Origin of the sequence: Herbiconiux flava (assembly GCF_013409865.1) — a bacterium.
GTDB classification, from domain to species: Bacteria; Actinomycetota; Actinomycetes; order Actinomycetales; family Microbacteriaceae; genus Herbiconiux; species Herbiconiux flava.
Genome location: NZ_JACCBM010000001.1, coordinates 3,125,108 through 3,151,365, shown reverse-complemented (window position 1 = coordinate 3,151,365; position 26,258 = coordinate 3,125,108). Strand labels below are relative to the sequence as shown.

The following is a 26,258-nucleotide window of genomic DNA, read 5'->3' as shown; positions in this document are numbered from 1 at the left end:
CGGTGCCCGTCAGGCCGACGGGTTCTGGCGCGCGTACCAGGCCTCGACCTCGTCGGCCGTGCGGGGGAGCCCGATCGAGAGGTTCTCGGCGCCGTCGGCCGTGACCAGGATGTCGTCCTCGATGCGCACGCCGATGCCGCGGAACTCCTCGGGCACCGTGAGGTCGTCGGGCTGGAAGTAGAGACCCGGCTCGATGGTGAAGACCATTCCCGGCTCGAGCACGCCGTCGAGGTACATCTCGCGGCGGGCCTTCGCGCAGTCGTGCACGTCGATGCCCAGGTGGTGGCTCGTGCCGTGCACCATGTAGCGGCGGTGCTGCTGGTTGTCGGCCTCCAGCGCCTCCTCGGCGCTGACCGGCAGCAGCCCCCACTCGGCGGTGCGCCGGGCGATGACCCCCATCGCCGTCGCGTGGATCTCGCGGAACCTGATGCCCGGCCGCACGATCGCGAACGCGGCGTCGGCCGCCTCGCGCACCGCCTCGTAGACCTTCCGCTGCACCTCGGTGAAGCGCCCGTCGACCGGGATGGTGCGGGTGATGTCGGCCGTGTAGTAGCTGTCGAGCTCGACCCCCGCGTCGAGCAGGATGAGGTCACCCGGCAGCACCGGCCCGTCGTTGCGTGTCCAGTGCAGGATGCAGGCGTGCGGACCCGAGGCGGCGATCGTGTCGTAGCCCACGGTGTTGCCGTCGAGCCGCGCGCGGGTGTTGAACACGCCCTCGACCAGGCGCTCGCCGCGCTCGTGCTGCGAGCTGCGCGGGAAGTCGGCGATGACGTCGTCGAAGCCCCGGGCGGTGGCGGCGATGGCGAGCCGCATCTGCTCGATCTCGTACTCGTCCTTCACCAGGCGCATCTCGGAGAGGAAGCGGTGGAAGTCGGCGTCGGCCTCCTCGCCGGCACCCGCCGGCAGCTCGGGGGCCGCTTCGCGCACCACCAGCGTGGAGGCGTCGAACAGCACGTCCTCGAACCCGGCGATGCCCGCGGTGGCCACGCCGAGGTCGCTCGCGACCTGGGCGAGCGAGGGGCGCGGCCCGATCCAGAACTCCCCGATCTCGGGGTTGGCGTAGAACTCGTCGGAGTCGCGGCCCGCGCGCTCACGGAAGTAGAGGGTGACGTCGTGACCCGCATCCGCCGGCTCGAAGACGAGGAACGAGCCCGGCTCGCTGTCGGAGCCCCAGCCCGCGAGGTAGGAGAACGCGGAGTGCGCCCGGTAGGGGTAGTCGGTGTCGTTCGAGCGCTGCTTGGCGGCACCCGAGGCGACGACGAGGCGCTTGCCGGTGTAGGCCTCGGAGAGGCGGCGGCGGCGCTCGGCCGCGAACGGCGCCTGCTCGCGCGCGGGCGGCAGCACCTCCTCGCGGTCGGCCCACTGGCTGCCGATGTAGTCGCGGAACGTGTCGGACGCCGGGGTCGTCGACCGGTTGCTCGTGGCGCGCGGCTTCGGCGCCTCGGTGACGGAGTGGTCGGCGGTGCTGGGTGCGGTGGTGTCTGCCATTCCTCCATTCTCCACCCGGCGGCCGGGCGCGCGCGGGGAGCGCCACCGCCTGTGGACGGATGCGGCGGTCTGTGGAGGGATCGTGGAGTGGTTAGCATTGGGGAATGTCTCCCGATCGGCTGTTCCGCGCGCCGATCGACCTGCACACGCACAGCCGCGTGAGCGACGGCACCGAGTCGCCGGCCATCCTGGTGCGGGCCGCGGCCGAGGCGGGCCTCGGCACCGTCGCGCTGACCGACCACGACTCCACCGCGGGCTGGTCGGAGGCCAGTGGTGCGGCCGTCGAGAACGGTGTGACGCTCATCCCGGGCATGGAGCTCAGCACCCGGCTCGACTGGTCGAGCGTGCACATGCTGGCCTACCTCTTCGACCCGAACAACGCCAAGCTCGTGGCCGAGACGGCCCGCATCCGCGAAGCCAGGCTGCACCGCGCCGAGGAGATGGTCGCCCGGATCGGCCGCGACTACGACGTCGGCTGGGACGACGTGCTCGCTCAGACCACCCCCGGTGCCACCGTCGGACGCCCGCACATCGCCGACGCCCTCGTCGCACGCGGCCTCGCGGAGACGCGCAGCGAGGCGTTCGCGGGCATCCTGCACTGGCGCGCCGGCTACTACCAGCCGCACTACGCCCCCGACCCGCTGCTCGCCGTCGAGCTCGTGGTCGCGGCCGGGGGAGTGCCCGTCATCGCGCATCCGGCCACCGTCAGCCGGGCGGATGTCGCCCTCGACGACCGCATGGGCGACCTCGTCGACGCCGGACTCTTCGGCCTCGAGGTCGATCACCGAGAGAACACCGTCGAGGGTCGCGCGCGGCTGCTGCGCCTCGCCGACCGCTACGGCCTCGCGCTCACCGGCTCGAGCGATTACCACGGCGAGGGCAAGCCCAACCGCCTCGGCGAGAACACCACGAGGCCCGAGGTGCTCGACCGCTTGATAGCACGCGCCACCGGCTGGAGCCCGGTCTACGCGTAGCGTTCGTTTCCGCCTCGGCCCGCGCTGCCGCTGGGTGCACGTCCACCTCCGGGGTCGATGAGCGGATGCCCGGCCCGCGTCGAGCGGTGGCTCCCGTCACGGCGAGCACGATGAGCGGATGCCCCGCCCGTGTCGAGCGGTGGCTGCCGTCACGGCGACCACGATGAGCGGCTGCCCGGCCGGGGGTCGGGCGCGAGCATCCGTCGAGCCGGCCGAACCCCCGGAATGCCGAAGACGGCCGGCCCCGAGGGGCGCGACCGTCTTCGGCGTTCAGCTGTCGAGCGCTACTCGCCCGCGGGGCGGGGGCCGCGGCGGCGCGAGCGGCTGCGGCGGCGCGGGGCGCTGTTGCCGTCGTGGTGCTCGCTGCCGGAGCCGGCCGAGGTGGACTCGGTCGCGCCGGCGCTCGACTCCTTGATGGCGGCGGGCAGCGTGCCCGAGGCGAGCGAGCCGGGGGCGAGCTTCCGCGAGGTGTCGTTGTCGAGCACGGAGGTCGGGGCGGAGCCGCGCGAGCGGTTGCGGTTGCGGTTGCGCGGTGCGCCCGCGTTCTCGCCGCCGGCGGTGGCGCTGGCCGCGACGGCTGCGGTCACCGGCGCGTCGGACTCGGTGCCGGTCGCCTCGGTCGCCGGGGCCGAGACGGTGCCCTGGGCGGCGCGGGTGCCGGTGCGGGGTCCGCGGTCACCGCGTTCGCCGCGGTCGCTTCCACGAGCACCGCGGTCACTCCGCTCGCCGGTGCGCGAACCGCGGTCGCCCCCACGGTCTCCGCTGCGCTCGCCCCGGTCGGAGCGGGGCGCGGTGCCGGCCTCGGCCGACCGCGAGGTGGCCTTGAGGCGACCGCGCGTGCCCGCCGGGATGTTCAGGTCGGAGAACAGGTGCGGCGACGACGAGTAGGTCTCGGTCGGCTCGGGCTGGCCGAACTCGAGGGCGCGGTTGATCAGCGCCCACTTGTGCAGGTCGTCCCAGTCGACGAAGGTGACGGCGATGCCGGTCTTGCCCGCACGGCCGGTGCGGCCGGCGCGGTGCAGGTAGGTCTTGTCGTCGTCGGGGATGGTGTGGTTGATCACGTGCGTCACGTCGTCGACGTCGATGCCGCGGGCGGCCACGTCGGTGGCGATCAGGATGTCCTTCTTGCCGGCCTTGAAGGCGGCCATCGCGCGCTCGCGCTGCTCCTGGTTGAGGTCGCCGTGCACGGCGGCGGCGTTGAAGCCCCGGTCGTTGAGCTCCTCGACCAGCTTCGCGGCGGCGCGCTTGGTGCGGGTGAAGACGACGGTCTTGCCGCGGCCCTCGGCCTGCAGGATGCGGGCGATGACCTCGTCCTTGTCCATGTTGTGGGCGCGGTAGACGAGGTGCTTGATGTTCGCCTGCGTCAGGCCCTCGTCGGGGTCGGTGGCGCGGATGTGGATGGGCCGGTTCATGAAGCGGCGCGCGAGCGCGACGATCGGGCCGGGCATCGTGGCCGAGAAGAGCATGGTGTGGCGGTTCGCGGGGGTCTGGGCGAACAGCTTCTCGATGTCGGCGAGGAAGCCGAGGTCGAGCATCTTGTCGGCCTCGTCGAGCACCATCTCGCTCACCGCGCCGAGGTTCAGCAGTCGCTGGCCGGCGAGGTCGAGGAGGCGGCCCGGGGTGCCGACGACGATCTGCGCGCCGGCCTTGATCTGCTCGATCTGACCCTCGTAGGCCTTGCCACCGTAGATCGACACGATCTTCGTGGGGCGGTTGCCGGCGGCGATCTCGAGGTCTTCCGTGACCTGCACGCACAGCTCGCGGGTCGGCACGACGACGAGCGCCTTGACGCCCGGCTCGGGGTCGAGGCCCAGACGCTGGATGAGGGGGAGGCCGAAGCCGAAGGTCTTGCCGGTGCCGGTCTTGGCCTGGCCGATGATGTCCTGCCCGTCGAGGGCGAGGGGGATCGTCTGCTCCTGGATGGGGAACGGTTCGAGGATGCCCTTCGCGGCGAGGGCGTCGACCATGTCCTGGTCGACCTTGAGGTCTGAAAAATTCACGTGGATACCTGTCGTGGAAGCGGTGCCGCCGTAGTGAGGAACGGCGCTCGGATGCTCTGAGCGATGACCGGCGATGGCGCCGGGCGGCGGCGGATTGCCCCGATTTGCGTCAGGGCCCGGGTCGAGTTTAGTGGACGGGGCCTGCACGCAGGCCGGAAGGGCCGCGGCGGCGGGTCGGGGAGGCGTCGGGGACGGGTCGGCCGTGGGTCGGGGCGCCGTGGCGGGCCCCGTTAGGATTGGCGTCGTGTTCGGTTTTCTCCGCCGCCCGAAGGTGCGCATCGACATCCCGCGGCTGAAACCCCGGGACGATTCGGCGAGCTACCCGAAGGTCAACCTGGCCGAGCTGACGCCCGAGGTGCTGCCCTATCTCGGCCAGGCCGCCTATGTGCAGCTGGCCGTGTTCGAAGAGGTGTCGGATGCGATCGCCGCCGCCCCTTCGGTGGCCGCCAAGCAGGTGCTGGCCCCCGCGGCCAGTCAGGCGCTCGACAAGCACGAACGGCTGGTCGCCGAGATCCGCCGCCGGGTCGACGTGCCGGCCGAGGTGATCGAGCCGTTCACGGCGGGCATCGACCGCTACCGCTCGCTGGTGCGCGGAGGCGACTGGTTCGAGCAGCTCGCGAGCGTGTACCTGACCGCGGGCATCCTCGACGACTTCTTCACGCTGCTGGCCGCGGGGCTGCCGGGCGACATCGCGCCGCGCTGCGTCGCCATCCTCGACGCCGAGACGGGCCGGCGGGCGATCGCCGACCTGCTGGCCGACGGGATCGCCGCCGACCCGGTGCTCGGGCCGCGGCTCGCGATGTGGGGGCGGCGGGTCGTGGGCGACACGTTGCTCGTGTGCCGCTCGGCCATCCACCTCTCGGGCAACCAGGAGTCGGACGAGCAGCGCATCGAGCCGGTGTTCACCGAGATGATCGCGTCGCACACGCGGCGGATGGATCGGCTGGGGCTCACGGCGTAGGCGGCCACCGCGCATCCGCCCGGCTGCTCGCGGGGGTGCAGCGTGGGCGGTGCGTGCTACGCGGGCCGTGCCTCCACCCGGCCGCTCGGCGCGGAGATTCTCAGGCGACGACGTCGCCGTCGAGCACGCGGCTCAGGCGGCGACGCGGCCCGTGAGCAGCTGCTGGAGGCGAACCTCGTCGCGCTCCTTGCGGCGGCGACCGATCAGCACGTCGGCGACCACGACCGCGACGGCCGTGACGACCAGGCTGATCGCCCAGATCCACCCCCCGTCCCACGGGAGGCCGGCCCAGGTGAGCACGACCCAGACGACCGCTGCGACCGCAGCGCCGATGGCGGGGACCACCACGACGCCGTGCCGATCGCGGTTCGGCAGCGCGTAGCGGGCGATCAGCCCGAGGATCACGCCACCGAGGGTGATGAACAGCAGTTCCATGACCAGAGGTTAGGCGACGAAGCCGACGCGGCGCGACTCTTCGCTGCCGATCTCGACGTAGCTGAGCGAGGCGACGGGAACGAGGTACTGCTTGCCCTTGTCGTCTTTCAGCGAGACGTGGGTGCTGCCGTTGGTGAGGGCGTCGGAGACGATCGCCTCGATCTCGGCGGGGGACTGGCTCGACTCGAAGTTGAGCTCACGGGGCGAGTTGGCGATGCCGATACGGATGTCCATCAGGTGTGCCTTTCACGTCACGTGACCGATTCGACCGGCCACGAGTTCAGATTACGGCACACCCCCGACAGCACCCGCCGAATGGGGCGCGCGGGCACCAGCCCAGAGCGAACAGGGGCCCGTCTCGCCTCTGCGGTGCGCGTTCTGCTGCTCGCCGACGAGGGCGAGCGGATGCGCGGCCGGCGATGTCGGAGGCGGCCGGTACCGTGGTGGCCGTGATCGATGCACCGTCCGACGCCTCCCGCGCGACGCCCCCTAAGGCGCCGACGCAGGCTGCGTCGCGCTCTCGCCCGGGCGTGCCGCCCGAGCTGCTGGATCGGCCGATCGGGGCGTCGTTCGCGGTGATCGGCGCTCCCGGCACGGGCAAGACGACGGCGCTCGTGGAGTTCGTCGCCGACCGTGTCGAGCGACACGGGCTCGCGCCCGAGAGCGTGCTGGTGCTGGCGTCGACGCGCCAGAGCGCGACGCGGCTGCGCGACCGGGTGGCGCTGCGGCTGGGGGTGCCGAGCAGCGGTCCGCTCGCGCGCACGCCCAGTTCGGCGGCGTTCGGGATCGTGCGCACGGGAGGAGATCGCACGGCGGCCGGCGCGGGGGCGGCCCCGGTCGCGGGGGCGGCTCGGGCATCCGCTGCCCCGTCGCGTGCGGTGGCGCTGCTGACCGGTGCCGAGCAGGACAGGATCGTGGCGGAGCTCGTGCAGGGCGGCATCGAGGACGAGCTGGCGGGGCGGGGGGCCGTCGCCTGGCCGGCGTCGCTGCCGCCGGAGGTGCGGAGGCTGAAGGAGTTCCGCACGGAACTGCGGGAGCTGATGATGCGGGCGACCGAGAACGGGGTGTCGCCCGCGGCGCTGGCGCGCCTCGGGGTCGCGCAGGGTCTGGCGGAGTGGGAGGGCGCGGCCGCCTTCCTGGCCGAGTACCAGACGACGCTCGAGGCGTACGAGGTGGCGCACCTCGACTCGGCGGAGCTGCTGGCCGAGGCGCGGCGGATCGTTCGCGACGCCGGGCTGCCCGCGGGGCTGCGGCTCGTGGTGGTCGACGACTTCCCCGACCTGGCGATCGGGGCGGTCAACCTGGTGCGGGAGTTCGCCCGGCAGGGGGCCGCGGTGGTGGCGTTCGGCGACCCCGATACGGCGACGACGGGGTTCCGCGGGTCGGACGTACGGGCGCTGGGGCAGCTGTCGCGGGCGCTGGGGGTTCCGACGCTGCCGCCCGTGCTGCTGCGGGAGTCGCACCGGCAGCGCGGGGTGCTGCGGGGGCTGACGCGGAGGGTGACGGAGAGGATCGGGGCGGCGGCCGCGGGGCGGCAGCGCGACACGGTGGAGTCCGGTGCCGGCGCTGCTTCTGCGGCCGGTGGAGGTGCCGGCGCTGGGCGGGTGCTGCGCATTCAGGCCGATACGCGGGCCGGCGAGATCGCGACCGTGGCGCGGCTGCTGCGCGAGCAGTACCTGCTCCACGGCACCGAGTGGTCGCAGATGGCGGTGATCGTGCGATCGGGTGCGCTCGTGCCGGCGATGGCGCGCGGGCTGGGGCTCGCCGAGGTGCCGACGCGCACGCTCTCGGCCGTGCAGGCGCTGCGCGACGACTACGCGGCGCGGCACCTCGCCGAGGGGGTGGCGCTCGCCATCGGGCGGCTGGAGCTGACGTCGTCGGCGGTGTCGTCGCTCGTCCTCGGGCCGCTCGGAGGCGTCGACGCGGTGGGGCTGCGCCGGCTACGGCTGGCGCTGCGGCACGAGGAGCTCGCGAGCGGCGGCAGCCGGCACTCCGACGAGCTGCTCGAGGAGGCGGTGCGCATCCCCGGCGTCCTCGCGACGATCGACTCGGCACCGGCGCGGCGGGTCGCGGCGCTCGGCACGACCCTCGCGGCGGTGCGAGCGAGTCACGAGGCCGGGGCGAGCGTCGAAGAACTGCTCTGGGAGCTCTGGCAGCGCACCGGTCTCGCCAAGCGCTGGGGCGACCTCGCTGCCGGCACCGGCATCGTCGCCGATGAGGCGAACCGCAACCTCGACGGCGCGGTGGCCCTCTTCACGGCGGCCCGGCGGTCGGTCGAGCGCGACCCGGAACGGCCGGCCGAGCTGTTCCTCGACGAGTTCCTGACGGCTGAGGTGCCCGAGGACACGCTCTCGCCGCGCTCCCGCAGCGACGCCGTGCTCGTCACGACGCCCACAGGTGCGGTGGGAGTCGAGGTCGACGTCGTCGTGGTGGCGGGGTTGCAGGAGTCGGTCTGGCCGAACCTCCGGCTGCGGGGGTCTCTGCTGCACGCGCAGCGGCTGACGGCGCTCGCCGAGGCGGGGGAGCTGTCGGGGGCGGCGCTGTCGGGGGCTGAGCTCTCGGCGGCGCTGTCGGGCGCGGCGTCGGGCCGAGCATCCGCCGGCCCGGTTGTCGACGAGACGCCGCCGGCACATGCCGATGACGATGGTGCGCCTGCTGCGGGTCTCGCGCACGCTGAGGGTGCCGCTCTGGAGGAGGCTGCTGCGGGGGCGGCCGCTGCCGCCCAGCGGGCCGAGGTGCTCGGCGACGAGCTGCGGATGTTCGCGCTGGCCGTGTCGCGGTCGCGGTCGCTGACCGTGCTGAGCTGCGTCGCGAACGACGACGAGCAGCCCTCGCCGTTCTTCGGCTTCGCCCCCGACGCCGAGCCGATGGCCCAGGCGCGGCACCCCCTCACTCTGCGCGGCCTGACGGGCTACCTCCGCCGCCGGGTCGCCGAGGACGGTGACGCCCGCGCGGCCGCCGCGCTGGCCCGGCTCGCGCAGGAGGGTGCGCCCGGAGCCGACCCCGCCGAGTGGTACGGACTGCTCACCGCCTCGACCGACGAGCCCGTCATCGACCCCGCTGACGTGGATGCCGTGGTGCGGGTGTCGCCGTCGCGCATCGAGGCGTTCGAGCAGTCGCCGCTGATCTGGTTCGTCGACCAGGTCGCGGGCGGGTCCAAGAGCCTGGCCGCCGGCATCGGCACGATCGTGCACGCTGCGATGGAGTCGGTGTCGACCGACCCCGAGGCCGAGCCGACGGTCGAGGCGCTGGCCCGCGTCTCGGAGGAGCGCTGGAAGGAGCTGCGCTTCGAGGCCCCCTGGATCGAGCAGCGCGAGCGACGTGCCCTCGAGACGAAGCTCGACGGCCTGGCCGACTACCTCCGCCGCTTCGAGAACCGCGACGGCCACGAGCTCGTGGGCGCGGAGGCCGGCTTCTCGTTCCGGCAAGGGCGCGCGCAGGTGAACGGGTCGATCGACCGCGTCGAGCGCGACGGCGAGGGCACGCTGCTGGTCATCGACCTCAAGACGGGCAAGTACCCGGTGCGCGCGGCCGACATGCCGGGGCACGCCCAGATGGCGGCGTACCAGCTGGCGCTCGCCCGGGGCACGGTCGACGGGCTCGGCGCTCCGGATGCGGATTCGGAGCCAACCCTGAGGGGCCTCGCCGAGGGGCCCTCGCACCGGGGCGCGGCGCTGCTGTACGTCGCGAAGGGCGACCGTGAGGCGCGGTTCACCCTCCGCGTGCAGGATCCGCTCGACGACGAGGCCCTCGCCGAGATCGCCCGGCGCATCGAGGCGGTCGCCGAGGGCATGGCCGCCGCCGAGTTCCCGGGCGTCGTGGCTCCCGAGGAGCGCGACAACCAGAACCGGTACGAGTACCGCATCCAGCTGATCAAGGCGGTGAGCGAATGAGCGACGCGCTGTTCGACCTCGCCGACCTCGACGATCCGCAGGCCTTCGTCGCGCCGCGGGGCGCGGGGGCCGGGCATCCGGCGCCTGAATCGGGTGGCGGGTCGGGGCCGGCATCAGGGCAGGCATCGGTGCACGGGTCAGCGGATGCGCATCCCCTCACCCGCACGCCCGGCGGCCTCATCCCGGCCGTCGAGATCGCCGACCGGCTGGGGCTGCCGCGGCCGACCGAGCAGCAGCGTGCGGTGATCGAGGCGCCGCTCGACCCGCGCATCGTCGTCGCCGGGGCGGGCAGCGGCAAGACCGAGACCATGGCGAACCGTGTGGTCTGGCTGATCGCGAACGGGCTGGTGGAGGTGCCCGAGGTGCTCGGGCTGACCTTCACACGCAAGGCGGCGGGGGAGCTGGCGGAGCGCATCCGCAAGCGTCTCGCGCAGCTGGCCGAGGCGCGGGTCACCGAGCGGGAGCCCGACCCGTTCGATGCGCCCGAGATCGCGACCTACAACGCGTTCGCGAACAGCATCTTCCGGGAGAACGCCGTGCTGATCGGCCGCGAGGGCGAGGCGGCCGTGCTGAGCGAGGCGTCGGCCTGGCAGCTGGCGCGGTCGGTCGTGGTGACGAGTCGCGACGAGCGGCTGCTCGGCATCGACCGGTCGGTCGACGTGGTGACGTCGGCGGTGCTGAACCTCAGCCGCGCGCTGAGCGAGAACGTGACCGGGTCGGGGCCGGTGTCGCGCTATGCCGAGAGGTTCCAGGCGCTGGCCGAGCTGCCGAAGGGAAAGAGCTCCCGGGGTGGCGCCGTGTTCGGCTACCTCGAGTCGGCGATCGCGCCGGTGGCGTCGCTGCCGCTGCTGCTCGACCTGGCCGACGAGTACGCGGCCGAGAAGGTGCGGCGCGGGTACGTCGAGTTCTCCGACCAGATCGCGCTCGCGTTGGAGATCGTGGAGAGCACGCCGCGGGTGGTGGCGGACTACCGGGACCGCTTCCGCGTCGTGCTGCTGGATGAGTACCAGGACACGAGCGTCGTGCAGACGCGCCTGCTCTCGGCTTTGTTCCGCGAGCACGCGGTGATGGCGGTGGGGGACCCGCATCAGTCGATCTACGGCTGGCGCGGGGCGAGCGCGGCGAACCTGGCGCGGTTCCGGGCCGACTTCGGCGACACCCGGCGTGGGCCGGGCCTGGCGGCGGTTGCGCCGGAGCCGGCTGGTGCCATGCTCTCCGCGGGTGCGGGTGCGGGTGCGGGTGCGGGTGCGGGTGCGGGTGCGGCGGCCGAGGCGATCGCCGTGTCTCCAGCTGCCGCTGCCGAGGGGTCCGCCGCGACCGCGACGTCCGGGGCGATCGCCGTGTCTCCAGCTGCCGCTGCCGAGGGGTCCGCCGCGACCGCGACGTCCGGTGTGGCGCCGTTCGCCTTGTCGACAAGCTGGCGGAACCCCGAGGTGGTGCTCCAGGCGGCCAACGCACTGGTGCGGCCGCTGACCGCCACCTCGGGCATCCCGGTCGAGGAGTTGGGGCCGCGCCCGGGCGTGGTCGCAGGGCGGCTCGACGTCGGCTTCAGCGAGACCGTGCGCGAGGAGGCCGAGCAGGTCGCGGCGTGGCTGCAGGAGCAGCTGCGCCCCCGCCCCGACGGCACGCGCCCGTCGGCGGCGCTGCTCTGCCGCTCGGTGAAGAAGATCGAGCCGTTCACGGCCGCGCTCGAGGCGCGGGGCGTCCGATACCACGTGCTCGGCATCGGCGGTCTGCTCGGCCAGCCCGCCGTCGCCGACCTCGTGTCGACGCTCCGCGTCCTCTACTACCCGACCGCGGGGTCCGACCTCCTGCGCGTGCTCGCCGGCGCCCGCTGGCGCATCGGCACGAAAGACTTGATGGCCCTCCGCGCCCTCGCCTCCTGGATCGCCGAACGCGACCACCGCTTCCAGAAGCTCGAGCCCGAGGTCTCCGGCCGGCTCCGCGGTTCGGTCGTCGACGACGAGGACAGGTCCATCGTCGACGCCCTCGACTTCCTCGCCACCGCGCGGCCCGACCATCGCGCTCTCGAGCCCTTCAGCGAGGCCGGCCTCGACCGGCTCCGCCGCGCCGCCGGGCAGTTCGCCCACCTCCGCACCCGCGCGGGCCTCGGTCTGGTCGACTTCGTCGACCTCGTGCAGCAGGAGCTCCTCCTCGATATCGAGGTGCTCGCCAGCCCCCACCACACCCTCGGCCGCGCCAGCCTCGACGCCTTCACCGAGCAGCTGACGTCGTTCCTCGCGCTCGATCCGACCGCGGGCCTCGGCGACTTCCTGTCCTGGCTCGAGGAGGCGGAGAAGCGCGACCGCCTCGAGCCGCGCAGCGAGGAGGCCGAGCCCGGCACGGTCCAGATCCTCACCATCCACGGCGCGAAAGGTCTCGAGTGGGACGTCGTCGCCATCCCGCGGATGGTCGAGGGCGAGCTGCCCGGTGACCCGCGTTCGAGCCGCGGCTGGCTGAGCTTCGGCGAGCTGCCGTTCGATTTCCGGGGCGACAGCGCCGAGCTGCCCAAGCTCGCCTGGCAGGGGCTCGACACGCAGAGCGACTTCAAGCCGGCCCTCGACTCCTTCCAGGCCGACAACGCGTCGCAGTACGCCGCCGAGCAGCGCCGCCTCATCTACGTCGCGGTCACCCGCGCGCGCGAGATGCTCCTGCTCACCGGCTCCTTCTGGACGACCGGCGTCAAGCGCCCCCGCGGCCCCGGCCTCTACCTCCGCGAGCTCGAGTCGATCGGGCTGATCGCCGAGGGCGTGCTGCAGGATGCGCCCGAGCACGAAGACAACCCGCTGGCAGAAGCGGAGAGCTGGGTCAGCTGGCCGCGCGACCCCCTCGGCGGCCGGCGCTCGCGGGTCGAGTCGGCGGCGGCCTCAGTGCGGGCCGCCGACCCGGCCGCGTCCACCCCTTGGGACCACGACATCGAGCTGCTGCTGGCCGAGCGGGCGCGGCTCCGCGCCGACGTGCCGCTCGACGTGCCGGTGCGCATCCCGGCGTCGCGCTTCAAGGACTACGTGTCCGACCCGCAGGCCGTCGTGCGCGCCTTGCAGCGGCCGATGCCCGAGCGGCCCTACCGGCAGACGCGGCTCGGCACGCGCTTCCACAGCTGGGTGGAGGAGATGTTCCGCCGCGACGGCGCCGACGCGCTGGTCGACCTGCCCACCCTCGGTGCCGACCACGTCGACGGCCTCCCCGGCTACGACCTCTTCGACGACCTGAACGACCTCGACGAGCTGGACGACCTCCCCACCCTCGGCGACCTCGACGAGCTCGACGCCCTCGTCGACCTGGACGAGCTCGACGACCTCGGCGGTCCGGGTGATCTGGACGACCTGGCCGGGGCAGCGACGGCTGAGGGGTCTCACGACGAGGCTGGGCGCGGCGTGGGTGGTTCGAACCGCGAGCCGTCCGCAGCGTCGGCCGAGGATGCGCGCTTCGCCGAGCTGATCGAGACGTTCCAGCGGTCGCCGTTCGCGGCAAGACGGCCCGAGGAGGTCGAGGTCGAGATCCACCTGGTGCTCGGCGGGCGCATCGTGGTGTGCAAGATCGACGCGATCTTCGCCGAGGGCGGGCGCTTCGAGGTCGTCGACTGGAAGACCGGCCGCGCGCCGGTCGACGCCGCCGACCTCGAGCTGAAGCAGCTGCAGCTCGCGCTGTACCGCCTCGCCTACGCACGCTGGAAGGGTATCGACGTCGACCTCGTCGACGCGTCGTTCTACTTCGTGGCCGACGACACGGTCATCCGCCCGGAGCGGCTCTACTCCGAGACCGAGCTCGAGGCGCTGCTTCGGGACGCCGCGCTCTGATCCGGGCTGAATGTCGGCCGCGTCCGAGCGAGCGCCGACGGCACGCGTGAAGCCGCTCAGTCCTCCGCGATGCGGTTCGCGTGGTCGGTCGAGAGCGGGCCGAGCCCCGAGCCGGCGCGCGCAGCGCCCGCGGCGACCCCGCCCGAGACGGGGGTGCGGTCGAGCAGCGCCTCGACGTCCTCGAGCCCCATGATCTGGCCGGTGTCGGTCGACAGTGGGTTGAGCAGGTCGTTCTGCACGGTTGCGTGCAGGCCCGCGAGCATGTTCTCGGCGTCGGCGATGATGGCCTCGTCGCGGCTGTCGACCCCGTGCAGCAGCCAGCGCGCGATCTCGAGCTCCGCGTAGAGGCGGGCGCGCTTGCGCAGCTGGTGGTCGGCCGGCTTCGTCACGGCGCGCGCGTAGGCGGCGTAGACGCGGTCGGCGCTCTCGATGTGGGTCGCCGAGTTGAGCCAGAACAGGTCGAGAGCCGGGTCGCCGACCCGCAGGTTGTGCCAGTTCAGGATGCCCGTGACCTGGTCGGCCGCGATCAGGAACGACTCCGGCGCGAGCGCCCCGTGCACCACCGTCGGCTGGAACTGCCAGAGCGCGCTGTCCTCCAGCGCCAGCGACCAGCGGGTCAGCAGCTCCTTGGGCACCCGGCCCGACGCGGCGGCACGGTCGGTGAGCTTGCGGGAGGTGGCGGCGATCTGGCCGGCCGAGTTGGAGGGCAGCCCCGCATCCGACACCACCGAGGTGGGCAGCGAGTGGATGCCCGCGATCGCCCGCCCGATCGAGTCGGACCCGCTCTCCTCGCCCCCGACGTCGCCGAGCGACCCGGGGCGGCCGGGGATGTAGTCGTAGACCACGGCCCGGGTGTCGCCGACCGGCGTCTGGCCGAGGAAGGCCGGCACGTGGAAGAGCAGACGCGAGCGCACGCCGGGCGTCAGCGCGTTCAGAGCGACGAGGTCGCGCGACTGCTCCGAGCCGGCGTCGTCGTCGCGCGGTACCCGCACCACCAGTTCGTCGCCCGAGCGCAGCGTGACGACCGCCGAGTCGAAGCGGCCCACGGTGTTCGTGGAGAGCGGGCGGGTCGCGACGATGTCCGCCCCGGCGACGGCCGAGGTCGCGAGCGCGGCTAGAGTGAAGTGGGATCTCGCCATGCCTTCCAGGGTACGGCGGGCAGGCTCCCGCACCGGCTTTCGCCACGCACGATTGGTCAACCATGTCCCGCGCTTTCCCGTCTTCGCTGCCCCTCTCGCGGCACCGCATCGATCGGGACCACGACACCCGTTCCGACCCCGCCGCCCTCGACCGGCTCTGGTCCTCCGAGCGCGCCCGCGTGCTCGTGCTGCACCGCGGCCTCGCACTCGCCTCGACCGGCTCCGACCCCGAGGGCTGGGACGGCTTCGGCGAGCCGCCGGCCGACCGCCGCACCGAGCTCGCCCTCCTCCGCCCCGACGAGCTCGGCGCCGACAGCGACTCCGCCGACAGCGACTCCGCCGACAGCGAGTCCGCTGACAACGACTCCGCCGACACTCACACCGCCGACACCGCCGCCGGCCAGGTCCGCCTCTACCTCGGCATCCTGCTCGACGCCGACGACCGGCCGACGGGTGCCCCGGTGTTCGCGGTCACGGTTCCGGATGCCCGCGCTGACGCCCTCGTCGCCGAACGCCCGGGCGCCTCCTGGGTCAACCTCCGTCTCGTGGCGACCGAGCTCGACGACAGCGCCGCCGGAGTCTTCACCGAGGCCCTGGCGATGATGAACTGGCACGCCGTCAGCAGCCACTGCCCGCGCTGCGGTGCGACCACCACGGTCGAGACCGGCGGCTGGGTGCGGCGGTGCACCGTCGAGGGCGTCGAGCTCTTCCCGCGCACCGACGCGGCCGTGATCGTCGGCATCGTCGACGCCGAGGAGCGGCTGCTGCTCGGGTCGAACGCGCTCTGGGAGAAGAATCGCTACTCGCTGCTGGCCGGCTTCGTGGAGCCGGGGGAGTCGCTCGAGGCGGCGGCGATCCGCGAGATCGCCGAGGAGTCGGGAGTGGTCATCGCCGACCCCGAGTACGTGGGCTCGCAGCCGTGGCCGTTCCCGGCATCGCTCATGGTGGGCTTCATGGCCCGGGTCGCCGACGACGGAGCGGCGGGCGAGCGCCCCGACGGCGACGAGATCGTCGACCTGCGGTGGTTCAGCCGCGAGGAGATCGTCGACCCGGACAACGGCATCCTGCTGCCCGGCCCTTCCTCGATCGCGCGCGCGATCATCGAGCGCTGGTACGGCGGACCGCTGCTGCCGCGCAACACCCCGTCCGACGTGGTGCTGCCCGCCGACGCCGCGGCCGATGAGCGACCGGTGCCGAGCGGTTCGGGAGAGGGATGATCGGCACCTCGTCGGAGGAGCTGCTGGAGGCCCTCGATCCGCAGCAGCGGATCGCGGCGCGGGCGCTGCTCGGCCCGGTCTGCATCCTCGCCGGAGCCGGCACGGGCAAGACCCGGGCCATCACGCACCGGATCGCCTACGGCGTCGCCACCGGGGTGTACTCGCCTGGCCGCGTGATGGCGCTGACCTTCACCTCCCGCGCCGCGGCCGAGCTGCGCTCGCGACTGCGTCCGCTGGGCGCGGGAGGGGTCGCCGCGCGCACCTTCCACGCCGCCGCGCTGTCGCAGCTCAACTACTTCTGGCCGCAGGTGATCGGGGGAGAGGCTCCCCGCATCGTCGAGAACAAGGCGCGGGCGATCGCCCACGCGGCCGAGACGCTGCGCCTGCGGGTCGACACGGCGACCCTCCGCGACGTCGCCGCCGAGATCGAGTGGCGGAAGGTCTCGAACCTCTCGCTCGCGGACTACGAGCTGAAGGCGCGCACCGTGCGCACGATGCCCTCGAACCTCTCGGTCGAGCAGATGATCGAGCTGCAGGAGCGCTACGAGGCGCTGAAGGACGAGCGCCGGCAGCTCGATTTCGAGGACGTGCTGCTCGCCACCGCGGGGATGATCGAGATCGAGCCGTCGGTGGCCATCCAGGTGCGGGAGCAGTACCGGTTCTTCGTGGTCGACGAGTACCAGGACGTCTCCCCGCTGCAGCACCACCTCCTCCAGCTCTGGCTCGGTGACCGCCGCGACCTCTGCGTGGTCGGCGACGCGAGCCAGACGATCTACTCCTTCGCCGGGGCGAGCGCGGACTTCCTGCTCGACTTCCCCCGCCGGCACGAGAGCGCCACCGTGGTGACGCTCGAGCAGAACTACCGCTCGACCCCGCCGATCGTCGCCTCGGCCAACCGCCTGATGCGCGGCCGCCCCGGCGCCCTGACGCTGCACTCGGCAGCGAGTGATTCGGACGCTGTGGCCGACACCCCGCCCGAGCCCACCGTCACCGCCTACCGCCACGACCTCGACGAGGCCGCCGGCGTCGCCGCCGAGATCGCCCGCCTCGTCGAGTCGGGCACTCCTCCGCAGGACATCGCGGTGCTCTACCGCATCAACGCCCAGTCGGCCCCGCTCGAGCAGGCCCTCACCGCCGCCGGCGTCAGCTATCAGCTGCGCGGCGCCACCCGATTCTTCGACCAGCCCGACGTGAAGCGTGCGGTGATGGAGCTGCGCGCCGCCTCGGTGTCGATCTCGGACGAGCCCCTCTTCAAGTCGGTCAGCGACGTGCTCCGCTCCCGCGGCTGGACCCAGGTGCCGCCCGAGGGCGTCGGAGCGGTGCGCGACCGCTGGGAGTCGCTCAACGCGCTGATCGGGCTCGCCGAGAGCATGCCCGCCGGCACGACCTTCCGGCAGTTCACCGACGAGCTGATGGAGCGTCAGTCGTCCCAGCACGAGCCCACGGTGCGCGCCGTGACGCTCGCCACCCTGCACTCGGCCAAGGGCCTGGAGTGGCCGGCGGTCTTCATCGTCGGAGTCTCCGAGGGTCTGCTGCCGATCAGCTACGCCTCGGGCCTCGAGGGGGTCGACGAGGAGCGGAGACTGCTCTACGTCGGCATCACCCGGGCCCGGGAACGGCTGCAGCTCTCGTGGGCGGCGGCCGGGATCCGGCGTGGGGCGGCGAGGACGGCGTCGCGCTTCCTGGCAGAGACCGGCATCCGCAGCGTGGATGCGGACTGACCGACTCGACCGTCACGCCGTCGGGCTCGAGCAGCGCCGAGGGTCGCACCCGCAGCGCCCGGCCCGGCCAGGGGCTCGGTGAGCCGCGCGTGGTGAGGGAGCGGTGCTCGAGCAGGGCGTCGACGGCGAGGCCGGCCGCGATCGAGGCGCCCACCGCATCCGCCGTCGGAGCCTGACGGCTCGCCAGCTGCGAGGCGAGTGCCGGCCAGCAGGGGTCGGCCTCGGCGCGCGCGAACTCGAGGCACGCGGCGCACGCCGAGGTGCCGCCGACGACCATCGGCCCGACGCGCACCGAGCGGTCGCCGAACTCCACCAGCAGGTGCGTCACGTCGTCGCGCAGCCACGCGGATGCCCGGCGTGGCGCCGTCGCGTAGTGCGAGACCAGCACACCGAACGCCGGTGCGACACCGGGCACGGCGGCGACAGCCCCGCATCGACGCAGCAGTGCGGAGATCACCGGCACTGGTGCTCCGTGCCCGCGCACCTCCACCGCCACCCCGTCGAGACCGGCCGCCCGAGACGGCGGCGACCGTTCGAGCGCCGGGGTGACCGAGGCGAGCAGCGCGTCGACCGACGGGGGAGCGATGCCCTGCGACGACGCGAGGGCGCCGAGCACCGGCCGGGACACGCCCTTCTGCAGCAGTCCGAGCAGGAAGTGCTGGCCGGCGTCGAGCCCCCGCAGCCTCAGCAGCGGATGCTCGACCCCGAACTGCACCTCGTCGGGGGTGCGCCAGACCAGCGGATGGGACGGGGAGAGTCGGAGTGCCATGCGGGCATCCTGTCGCCTGGGTCAGCCCCGAGGGCGGTTATCAACAGCTCGACCGCCGAAGCGGTCGGCGAACCCGACCGGTGCAGGAGTGGTCTCAGACCACCGGCGGCTGCTCGTCCCCCCGCGTCTCCTCCTCGCGCAGCAGATCCTCCAGCGCCTGGTCCATCTCGTCTGGCTCGGGCTCGCCGGCCTGCAGTCGGGCGATGAACGCCGCCGGGTCGTCGATGTCGGCCATCGTGGGCACCAGGTCGGGGTGGGACCACAGGGCGTCGCGCTGCTCCTGGCCCACCGCATCCGTCACCTGCTGCCACAGGGCCGCCGCCTCGCGGAGGCGGCGGGGCCGCAGCTCGAGGCCGATCAGGGCGCCGAACGCCGACTCGGCCGGGCCGCCCGACGCGCGGCGCCGGCGAACCGTCTCGGCCACCGAGTTCCAGCGCGGCAGCCGCACCGAGGCCTGCGCGGTGACGGTGTCGACCCAGCCCTCGATCAGGGCGAGGGTGGTCTCGAGGCGCGCGAGGGCGTGCTGTTGCTGCTCGGTCTTCGGCGGGATGAGCGCCCCGCTCGCCATGGCCTGCTTGAGCTCCTCGGGGTTGGAGGGGTCGAAGCTGCCGGCCAGCTCCTCGAGTCGCTCGGTGTCGATCGAGATGCCCTTGGCGAACTCCGTGATCGAGGAGATGACGTGCAACCGCAGCCAGCGCGCGTGCCGGAACAGGCGGGCATGGGCGAGCTCGCGGATGGCGAGGTAGAGCTGCACCTCATCGTCGGGGATGTCGAGGCCCTCGCCGAACTCGGCCATGTTCTGCGGCACGAGCGCCGCCTGGCCCTCCTCGAGCAGGGGGATGCCGACGTCGCCGCCCGAGACGACCTCCTTCGAGAGCTGGCCGACGATCTGGCCGAGCTGCATCGCGAAGAGGGTGCCGCCGAGATTGCGCATGAGCTGGCTGGCGCCCGCGATCATGCCGGCCATCTCCTCCGGCGCCTGGTTCTGCAGCACGTCGGTGAGGGCGTCGGCGATCGACTCGGCCACCGGTTCGGCGAGCTGGGTCCAGACGGGAACCGTGGTGGTTGCCCACTCCTGCCGGGTCATCAGGCGGGGGGCGACGGCCGAGTCGGAGAGGCCGGTGACCTCGTCGAGCCAGAGGGTCGCGATGTGCAGGGCCTGGTCGAGCTGCGCCTTCGTCTGGTCGGTGACGGCGAGGCTGCCGGCGGCCGAGATCTCCTGCGCCTGCTTCGTGGCGACGCTCCAGTCGACCCCGTCGCCCGAGGCCTGCATGGCGTTCTGCAGCTGCGCCATGAGCTGCGACACGGCCGCCGGATCGGACGGCAGGCCGGCCGCGGAGGCGAGCTTCGAGGGGTCGATGTCGGAGTTGCCCGAGAGGAACTGCCGAAGCATGTCGCGGAACTCGTCCTCCGGATGGTCGCGGTTCTCGTCGCTCACGGTGTCCTCCATGCGGGCTGTCAGATAGTGCTCCTACGCTAACCGGTGGCCCACCGCCCAGGCTGGGTTTTCCCATAAGCTTGAGCGCTGCTGCGTGCGCCCGTGGCGAACAGCCACCCGAGTGCCGACAGCGAGAGGATGCCGTGAGTCTGTTCGAACCCGACGACGCGCGGCCGCGCCCGTCGCGCCGCGTCCGCACCGGCTGGACCGTCCTGCTGATCGCCCTCGTGCTCGGCCTCGTGATGAGCTTCCTGCCGGCCCCCTACGTGATCGAGCAGCCGGGCCCCGTCTTCGACACCCTCGGCAGCCAGGAGCAGGACGGCGAGGACGTTCCGCTCATCTCCATCGAGGGCGCCGACACCTATCCCACGGCCGGCACGCTCGACATGCTGACCGTCTCGGTGCGGGGGACGCCCGAGCAGCGCCCGTCCTGGGCCGAGATCCTCTCCGCGTGGTTCGACAGCTCGCGGGCGGTCATCCCGATCGACGCCGTCTACCCGCCGACCGTCACCACCGAGCAGCGCGACGAGCAGAACGCCGCCCTCATGGTCGACAGCCAGAAGGAGGCCGTCGCCGCCGCCCTGTCGAACCTCGGCATCGCCTACACCACCGAGGTCACCGTGGCCGGCCTCGACCCCGACGGCCCCGCCGCCGGTCAGCTCGACGCGGGCGACGCCATCCTCGCCGTGAACGGCCAGGCGGTCTCCGACGTCGACGCCCTGCGCGAGGCGCTCGCGACGAACGGCACCTCGACCCCGGCCGAGCTGACCGTCAAGGCCGGCGACGGCGGCACCGAGAAGACCGTCGCCATCACCCCGGTCATCTCCGAGCAGACGGATGCTCCGGCACTCGGCATCAGCGCCGGGTACGACTTCGAGTTCCCCTTCACGGTCGACATCCAGCTGAACGACGTCGGCGGCCCCAGCGCGGGCATGATGTTCGCGCTCGGGATCATCGACAAGCTGACCCCGGGCGAGCTGAACGGCGGCAAGGACATCGCGGGAACGGGCACGATCGACCAGGCGGGCGAGGTGGGCGCCATCGGCGGCATCCGCCAGAAGATGGTCGGCGCGAAGGACGCCGGGGCCGAGTACTTCCTCGCACCGGCCTCCAACTGCGACGAGGTGGTGGGCCACGTGCCCGACGGCCTGCAGGTCTTCGCCGTGGCGACCCTCGACGACTCGCTCGCGGTGCTCGACGCCGTCTCGACGGGCGGGGACACCTCGGCGCTGCCGACCTGCAGCTGAGACCCGCAGCCCGCCGAACCCGACCCCCGCACCGACTTCGCCTCCAGCGGAATGCCAGCGACGTCGGGCATACCCTCAGCCAGCTCTCCCTAGGATTCCATTGTCTAGAATCAGTGGACACCGCACAGCGAGCCAGAGGCATACGTGACTTCCCAAACAGCAGAGAAGCCCGCACGACGTTCGAGAGTCACTCTCGCGATCGCCATAGCGATCGTGGTCGTGCTCGCCATACTCTTCTTCGTCTTCTCCACCCTCTACACCGAGATCCTCTGGTACGACCAGCTGGGATTCCTCAGCGTCCTGACGACGCAGTGGCTCGCCGGCGGTGTGATGTTCCTGGTGGGCTTCGTCGCCATGGCCGTGCCCGTCTGGGCCTCGATCGAGATCGCCTTCCGCTGGCGGCCCGTCTACGCGAAGCTCAACTCGCAGCTCGACCGCTACCAGCAGGTCATCGAGCCCCTCCGCCGGCTCGCCACCTTCGGCGTCCCTGCCGTGCTTGGCCTCTTCGCCGGTGTCGCCACCGCCTCCCGCTGGCAGCTGACGCTGCAGTACCTGAACCGCACGGCGTTCGGTCAGACCGACCCGCAGTTCGGGCTCGACATCTCCTTCTACATCTACGACCTGCCGTTCTGGCGCGGAGCCGTCGGCTTCGCCTCGGCCGTCGTCATCGTGGCCGGCCTCGCGGCCATCGCCACGAGCTACCTCTACGGGGCCATCCGCTTCTCGCAGCGGGAGGTGCGCATCTCGAAGATCGCGCGCATCCAGATGGCCGTCACCGCCACCATCTACCTGCTGCTGCAGGCCGTCAGCATCTGGCTCGACCAGTTCGCCACGCTCGCCAACAGCTCGGGCCTGATCACGGGCGCGTCCTACGCCGACGTCAACGCGACGATCCCCGGTCTCCAGATCCTGGCAGGCATCGCGGTGCTCGTCGCCGTGCTCTTCATCGTCGCCGCGGTCATCGGCCGCTGGCGCCTGCCGATCATCGGCACCGCGCTGCTCATCGTGAGCGCGCTCATCCTCGGGTCGCTCGCCCCCTGGGTCGTGCAGCGTTTCCAGGTCGACCCGAGCGAGCGCACCCTCGAGCAGGAGTTCATCCAGCGCAACATCGACATGACCCGCGACGCCTACGGGGTCGCCGACGTCGAGGAGACGCCCTACGAGGCGACCACCACCGCCGAGCCGGGCGCGCTGCGCAACGACGCGGCGACGACCGCGAACATCCGCATCCTCGACCCCGCCCTGGTCACCAAGTCGTTCCAGCAGCTGCAGCAGTTCCGGCAGTACTACCAGTTCCCCGACCACCTCGACGTCGACCGCTACGACATCGACGGCCAGGTTCAGGATGCGGTGGTCACCGTGCGCGACATCGACATCGACGCGCTCGGGTCATCCGCCACCTGGTACAACCAGACGGTCGTCTACACCCACGGCTACGGCGTCGTCGCGGCCTTCGGCAACCAGCGCTCGGGCGACGGCCAGCCGGTCTTCATCGAGTCGGGCATCCCTTCGGTCGGACAGCTCGGCGACTTCGAGCCGCGCATCTACTTCGGCGAGAACTCGCCCGCCTACTCGATCGTGGGCGGCCCGGAGGGCTCGGACCAGATCGAGCTCGACTACCCCTCGGGCGAAGACGGAGCGTCGCAGACGTACACGACCTTCGAGGGCGACGGCGGTCCGAAGCTCGACAACATCTTCAAGCGGCTCGTCTACGCGCTGAAGTTCCAGTCGGAGCAGATCTTCCTCTCCGACGCCGTGAACGACGACTCGCAGATCCTCTACGACCGCGACCCGGCCGAGCGCGTCTCGAAGGTCGCGCCGTACCTCACGATCGACTCCGACCCCTACCCGTCGGTCGTCGACGGCAAGGTCGTCTGGGTCGTCGACGGCTACACGACCTCGGCGAACTACCCGTACTCGCGGGTGCAGTCGCTGAGCTCGTCGATCGCCGACACCTACACGCCGACGCCCGCCTACCCGGTCGATGACATCAACTACATCCGCAACTCGGTGAAGGCCACGGTCGACGCCTACGACGGCTCGGTCACGCTCTACGCGTGGGACGAGAACGACCCGCTGCTGCAGACCTGGCAGAAGATCTACCCGTCGACCGTGAAGCCGATCAGCGACATGAGCGGCGAGCTGATGAGCCACGTGCGCTACCCGGCCGACCTGTTCAAGGTGCAGCGTTCGATCCTCGGTCAGTACCACGTCACCGACGCGGGCTCCTTCTACTCGCAGGAGGACGCCTGGACGACGCCGAACGACCCGACGTCCTCCTCGACCAGCCCGACGCTGCAGCCGCCGTACTACCTGACGCTGCAGATGCCGACGCAGGACGATCCGTCGTACTCGCTCTACTCGACGTTCATCCCGGCGACCCAGCAGTCCGCCGAGTCCTCCCGGAACGTGCTCACCGGCTATCTCGCGGTCGACGCGAATGCCGGCAGCACCGACGGGGAGAAGTCCGGCGACTACGGCAAGCTGAGGCTCCTGACGCTGCCGAAGGACGACACGATCCCCGGCCCGGGCCAGGTGCAGAACAGCTTCTCGTCCGACCCGGCGGTCAGCTCGGCGCTGAACCTGCTGCGTCAGGGCGAGAGCCAGGTGATCAGCGGGAACCTGCTCACCCTGCCGGTCGGCGGCGGTCTGCTCTACGTGCAGCCGGTCTACGTGCAGTCCCGCGGTGAGACGAGCTTCCCGCTGCTGCAGAAGGTGCTGGTCTCCTTCGGCAACAAGATCGCGTTCGAGAACACGCTCGACGGCGCGCTCGACTCGCTGTTCGGCGGCGACTCGGGAGCGAACGCGGGCGACGAGAACGTGATCCCGACCGACGACACGGGTGGCGGAGGAACCTCCGAGATCCCGACCGACGGCGGTACCACCGACCCCGGTACCGGCACGACCGACCCCGGCACGGGCACCACCGACCCGAGCACGGCGACGCCGGCGCCCACCCTGACCGGTGACGCCGCCCTCACCCAGGCCCTGGCCGACGCGCAGCAGGCTCTGGCCGACCGCGACGCCGCGCTGAAGGCCGCCGACTGGACCGCCTACGGCGAGGCCGACGCCCGCCTGAAGGAGGCCGTCGACCGGGCCATCGCCGCCTCGCAGTAGCGGGCCGGTGGTGACGACCACTCCGAACGTGTGCTAGAGTTTCTTCTTGTGCCGCGGGGTGGAGCAGTTCGGTAGCTCGCTGGGCTCATAACCCAGAGGTCGCAGGTTCAAATCCTGTCCCCGCAACAAGACGAAGAGGCCCGGTCATCTGACCGGGCCTCTTCTGCGTAGTGGCTGGGCGTGCGGCGGCGGCGGAATGAAGTGTCCGCCGCAGCACTTGGACTCAGTGAACGACAGACGGAATCCGAGCACCCCGAGGCATCTGTGACTATCAACGTGAGCACCCAGAGCACCCAGAGCGCGCTCGACAGCGCGAGCACCGCGACCAGCTCCGGACTGAGCGACGCCGAGGTGCGGCTGCTGCGCGCCGACTTCCCGATCCTGGGTCGCAGCGTGAACGGGCATCCGCTCGTCTACCTCGACTCGGGCGCCACCTCGCAGAAGCCGCAGGCGGTCATCGACGCCGAGAGCCACTACTACGAGCACACCAACGCCGCCGTGCACCGCGGGGCGCACACGCTGGCCGGCGAGGCGACCGAGCTGTTCGAGGAGGCCCGGGCGACCGTGGCCCGCTTCGTGAACGTCGCCGACGACGAGATCGTCTGGACCTCGAACGCCACCGAGGGCATCAACCTCATCGCCTACGGCATCTCCAACGCCTCCCTCGGGCGCGGGGGAGCGGAGGCCGAGCGATTCCGCATCGGACCGGGCGACGAAATCGTCACCACCGAGCTGGAGCACCACGCGAACCTCGTGCCCTGGCAGGAGCTCGCGTTCCGCACGGGCGCGACCCTCAAGGTCATCGGGGTCGACGATGACGGCGCCCTTCGGCTCGACGAGGCCGCCGCGCTGATCGGCCCGCAGACGAAGCTCGTGGCCTTCAGCCACGTCTCGAACGTGCTGGGCGGGGTCAACCCGGTCGCCGAGCTCGTGGCCCTCGCGAAGGCCGTCGGCGCGCTGACCGTGCTCGACGCCTGCCAGTCGGCGCCGCACCTGCCGCTCGACCTGACGGCGCTCGACGTCGACTTCGCGGTCTTCTCGGGGCACAAGATGCTCGCCCCGACGGGGATCGGCGTGCTCTACGGCCGCTCCGAGCTGCTGAACGCGCTGCCGCCGTTCCTGACGGGCGGGTCGATGATCACCACCGTCGGCCTCACCGAGTCGTCGTTCCTGCCCGCGCCGATGCGCTTCGAGGCGGGCACGCAGCGCGTCGCACAGGTGATCGCGCTGGCCCGGGCCGTCGAGTACCTCCAAGGCGTGGGTCTCGACCGCATCGCCGTGCACGAGGCCGAGCTCGGCCGCCGGCTCGCCGAGGGGCTCCGTGCCGTTCCCGGCGTGCGGGTGCTGGGGCCCGGCGCCGACGCCGAGCGGGTGGGCCTCGCGAGCTTCGTGGTCGAGGGCATCCACTCGCATGACGTCGGGCAGTTCCTCGACGACCGGGGCATCGCCGTGCGGGTGGGCCACCACTGCGCGCAGCCGATCCACCGGCGCTTCGGGGTCACCGCCACGACGCGCGCGAGCGGCTACCTCTACACGACCGCCGACGAGATCGACGCGGCCGTCCAGGCCGTCGCCGACTCGCGCGAGTTCTTCCGGGTGGCGTGATGGCCTCGCGCGAGCTCGAGAGCATGTATCAGCAGGTCATCCTCGACCACTCGAAGGAGAAGCACGGCTACGGCCTGCGCGACGGGGCCGCGGGCTCCTCGCACCAGATCAACCCGACCTGCGGCGACGAGGTGACGCTGAACGTGCACCGCGGTGCCGACGGCGTCGTCGACTCGCTGAGCTGGGAGGGGCAGGGCTGCTCCATCTCGACCGCCTCGGCCTCGCTGCTGAGCGACCTCGCCCACGAGCTGCCGGCCGACGAGCTCACGCGGCGGATCGACGCCTTCCGCGAGCTGATGCAGTCCAAGGGCGCCGTGGAGGGCGACGAGGAGCTGCTCGGCGACGCGGTCGCCCTCGGCGGCGTCTCGCGCTACGTCACCCGCATCAAGTGCGCCATGCTGCCGTGGGTGGCGCTCGAGCACGCCCTGGTGCAGGGCTGAGCCCGGCCGCCTCG

The 26,258-nt window shown here is 72.2% G+C and carries 16 protein-coding genes and 1 tRNA gene; 11 read left to right on the top strand and 6 right to left on the bottom strand.

The window, feature by feature from the left end:
- Positions 1–9 precede the first annotated feature (9 nt).
- A complete protein-coding gene (locus BJ984_RS15060; RefSeq protein ID WP_179548689.1) occupies positions 10–1,488 on the bottom strand; it encodes an aminopeptidase P family protein in 1,479 nt (492 codons plus the stop codon).
- A gap of 104 nt (positions 1,489–1,592) precedes the next feature.
- On the opposite strand from BJ984_RS15060, the gene BJ984_RS15055 reads away from it, so the two are divergent.
- Complete coding sequence (locus BJ984_RS15055; RefSeq protein WP_179548688.1) at positions 1,593–2,462, top strand: PHP domain-containing protein; 870 nt, start codon at positions 1,593–1,595, stop codon at positions 2,460–2,462.
- 284 nt (positions 2,463–2,746) lie between these two features.
- Here BJ984_RS15055 and BJ984_RS15050 read toward each other — a convergent pair whose 3' ends face one another.
- On the bottom strand, positions 2,747–4,429 hold the full coding sequence (locus BJ984_RS15050; RefSeq protein ID WP_246306799.1) for a DEAD/DEAH box helicase: 1,683 nt from the start codon (positions 4,427–4,429) through the stop codon (positions 2,747–2,749).
- Positions 4,430–4,706: 277 nt separating this feature from the next.
- Here BJ984_RS15050 and BJ984_RS15045 point away from each other — a divergent pair, with 277 nt between their 5' ends.
- Positions 4,707–5,423 (top strand): ferritin-like fold-containing protein, encoded by a 717-nt coding sequence (locus BJ984_RS15045; RefSeq protein WP_271206538.1) that lies wholly within the window; start codon positions 4,707–4,709, stop codon positions 5,421–5,423.
- A 132-nt stretch (positions 5,424–5,555) separates the two neighbouring features.
- Here BJ984_RS15045 and BJ984_RS15040 read toward each other — a convergent pair whose 3' ends face one another.
- Complete coding sequence (locus BJ984_RS15040; protein ID WP_179548686.1) at positions 5,556–5,858, bottom strand: hypothetical protein; 303 nt, start codon at positions 5,856–5,858, stop codon at positions 5,556–5,558.
- 9 nt (positions 5,859–5,867) lie between these two features.
- Positions 5,868–6,092: a DUF3107 domain-containing protein gene (locus BJ984_RS15035; RefSeq protein WP_173181406.1), complete on the bottom strand. Its 225-nt coding sequence runs from the start codon at positions 6,090–6,092 to the stop codon at positions 5,868–5,870.
- Positions 6,093–6,307: 215 nt separating this feature from the next.
- On the opposite strand from BJ984_RS15035, the gene BJ984_RS15030 reads away from it, so the two are divergent.
- On the top strand, positions 6,308–9,751 hold the full coding sequence (locus BJ984_RS15030) for a UrvD/REP family ATP-dependent DNA helicase (protein WP_179548685.1): 3,444 nt from the start codon (positions 6,308–6,310) through the stop codon (positions 9,749–9,751).
- Positions 9,748–13,551 carry an ATP-dependent DNA helicase gene (locus BJ984_RS15025; RefSeq protein WP_179548684.1) on the top strand — a complete coding sequence of 1,268 codons (3,804 nt, stop codon included), beginning with the start codon at positions 9,748–9,750 and terminating at the stop codon, positions 13,549–13,551. The genes BJ984_RS15030 and BJ984_RS15025 overlap by 4 nt, the downstream gene beginning before the upstream one ends.
- A 56-nt stretch (positions 13,552–13,607) precedes the next feature.
- Here the strand turns inward: BJ984_RS15025 and BJ984_RS15020 are convergent, their stop codons facing one another.
- Positions 13,608–14,690, bottom strand: coding sequence for a phosphotransferase (locus tag BJ984_RS15020; RefSeq protein ID WP_179548683.1), 1,083 nt, complete (start codon positions 14,688–14,690; stop codon positions 13,608–13,610).
- A 62-nt stretch (positions 14,691–14,752) separates the two neighbouring features.
- Here BJ984_RS15020 and nudC point away from each other — a divergent pair, with 62 nt between their 5' ends.
- Entirely contained in the window at positions 14,753–15,907 is a 1,155-nt protein-coding gene (gene nudC, locus BJ984_RS15015; RefSeq protein WP_179548682.1) for an NAD(+) diphosphatase, read from the top strand.
- Positions 15,904–17,628 (top strand): ATP-dependent helicase, encoded by a 1,725-nt coding sequence (locus BJ984_RS15010; protein WP_179548681.1) that lies wholly within the window; start codon positions 15,904–15,906, stop codon positions 17,626–17,628. The genes nudC and BJ984_RS15010 overlap by 4 nt, the downstream gene beginning before the upstream one ends.
- Positions 17,629–18,491: 863 nt before the next feature.
- Here the strand turns inward: BJ984_RS15010 and BJ984_RS15005 are convergent.
- Entirely contained in the window at positions 18,492–19,835 is a 1,344-nt protein-coding gene (locus BJ984_RS15005) for a zinc-dependent metalloprotease (protein WP_179548680.1), read from the bottom strand.
- A 143-nt stretch (positions 19,836–19,978) separates the two neighbouring features.
- Between BJ984_RS15005 and BJ984_RS15000 the strand changes: the two genes are divergently transcribed.
- The 5 genes from BJ984_RS15000 to sufU all read left to right on the top strand — a co-directional run bounded on the left by BJ984_RS15000 (position 19,979) and on the right by sufU (position 26,244).
- Positions 19,979–21,082, top strand: a complete 1,104-nt coding sequence (locus BJ984_RS15000; RefSeq protein WP_271206539.1) for a YlbL family protein — start codon at positions 19,979–19,981, stop codon at positions 21,080–21,082.
- Between the two features lie 144 nt (positions 21,083–21,226).
- Entirely contained in the window at positions 21,227–24,199 is a 2,973-nt protein-coding gene (locus BJ984_RS14995; protein ID WP_373877436.1) for a UPF0182 family membrane protein, read from the top strand.
- Between the two features lie 52 nt (positions 24,200–24,251).
- Positions 24,252–24,325 (top strand) — tRNA-Met (locus tag BJ984_RS14990).
- Positions 24,326–24,475: 150 nt separating this feature from the next.
- Positions 24,476–25,804, top strand: coding sequence for a cysteine desulfurase (locus tag BJ984_RS14985; RefSeq protein WP_373877437.1), 1,329 nt, complete (start codon positions 24,476–24,478; stop codon positions 25,802–25,804).
- Positions 25,804–26,244, top strand: coding sequence for a Fe-S cluster assembly sulfur transfer protein SufU (gene sufU, locus BJ984_RS14980; protein ID WP_179548679.1), 441 nt, complete (start codon positions 25,804–25,806; stop codon positions 26,242–26,244). Before BJ984_RS14985 ends, sufU begins: the two co-directional genes overlap by 1 nt.
- Positions 26,245–26,258 lie beyond the last annotated feature (14 nt).